This window comes from Mycobacterium zoologicum, from assembly GCF_020181635.2.
GTDB classification, from domain to species: domain Bacteria; phylum Actinomycetota; class Actinomycetes; order Mycobacteriales; family Mycobacteriaceae; genus Mycobacterium; species Mycobacterium zoologicum.
The window spans coordinates 1-1389 of the sequence record NZ_JAYJJS010000078.1 but is presented as its reverse complement, the minus strand read 5'-3'; the positions used below and the strand labels follow the sequence as shown (position 1 = coordinate 1389).

Here is a 1389-nt window from a genome sequence, read left to right as displayed (position 1 = left end):
GTGGCGCTCCACGGGTTTTCGTGGGCGCTTTTCTGCTGTTCAGGGCGGTTTCCCGTTGCAGGGAGTGGGGTTCGGCATCTCTTCGGTGAATTGAGGGACGCGCACGCGGTGTGCCTCTAGGTTTCGGGGTTACCACACCAACCTCAACCGCAAGGAACGATCCGCGTGCGCGTCAGTACTGCATTTAACCGCCTTCTGCAGATTCCCGGGGCCACGGTCACCGATGTCGTCATCGACGGCGGTGAGATCGAGGTCAGCCTTCGTCCGAAGGCCCGGCTGCTGCGCTGCCCGTGCGGCAAACGTTTCCAGTCGATCTATGACCGGCGGCGCCGGCGCTGGCGCCATCTGGATCTGGCTCGAGCACGGCTGTGGCTGGCCTACGACATCCGCCGCATCGACTGCCCGGACTGCGGGGTGACTACCGAGGAACTGCCCTGGGCCCGTCCCGGTGCCCGCCATACCCGCGACTTCGAAGACATGGTGCTGTGGCTGGCCCAACGAACCGACCGCACCACGGTGGCCACCTTGATGCGCTGCGCCTGGGAAACCGTCACCACGATCATCAACCGCGGCGTGGCCGAGCTGCTTGACCAACGCCGCCTACAGACGCTCTACCGCATCGGGGTCGACGAGATCTGCTACCGCCACCCCCACCGATACCTGACGATCATCGGCGACCACGACACCGGAACCGTCGTCGATATCCAACCCGGACGCAGCGAGCAATCCCTAGCTAACTTCTATGTCTCCCAGACGGATTCAGCACTCGCACAGATCGAAGCGGTCAGCATGGACGTCTCACGTGCCTATACCAGTGCCACCACCGCCGCAGTCCCACACGCGGTCATCTGCTACGACGGCTTCCACATCATGCAATGGGTCAACCGCGCTCTAGACCGCGTCTTCGCCGAATCGATCCGCCTACCCGGGTACGCCACAGCCGACTGGAAAACCGCCCGCTGGGCGCTGCGCACCGGCGAGAACAAACTCACCGACGACAAACGCGCCCTGGTCAACCAGATCGCACGCACCAACCGCCGCATAGGCCGGGCCTGGACACTCAAAGAACAAGCCCGTGACCTCTACCGCTACGACCATGAACCCGGTACCGCCCGCAGATTGCTCAAAGCCTGGATCACCGCAGCCAAGCGTTCCCGCATCCCCGCCTTCGTCGCCTTGGGCAAACGTTTCGAGGTCTACTTCGAACCCATCCTGGCCGCCATCGAACTCGGCATCTCCAACGCCCTCATCGAAGGCATCAACGCCAAGATCCGCCTCATCAACGCCCGCGGCTACGGACACCACTCCGCCCAAACATTGGCATCAATGATCTACCTCTGCCTAGGAGGACTGCAGGTCACACTCCCCACGAGAACCTGAGGAGCCGCA

General features: G+C 63.1%; 1 protein-coding gene. It reads left to right on the top strand.

The genetic code is table 11. The features are described 5' to 3' along the window. Window positions 1-165: 165 nt before the first annotated feature. Window positions 166-1380, top strand: coding sequence for an ISL3 family transposase (locus K6T84_RS23810; RefSeq protein WP_329786992.1), 1215 nt, complete (start codon window positions 166-168; stop codon window positions 1378-1380). Window positions 1381-1389 lie beyond the last annotated feature (9 nt).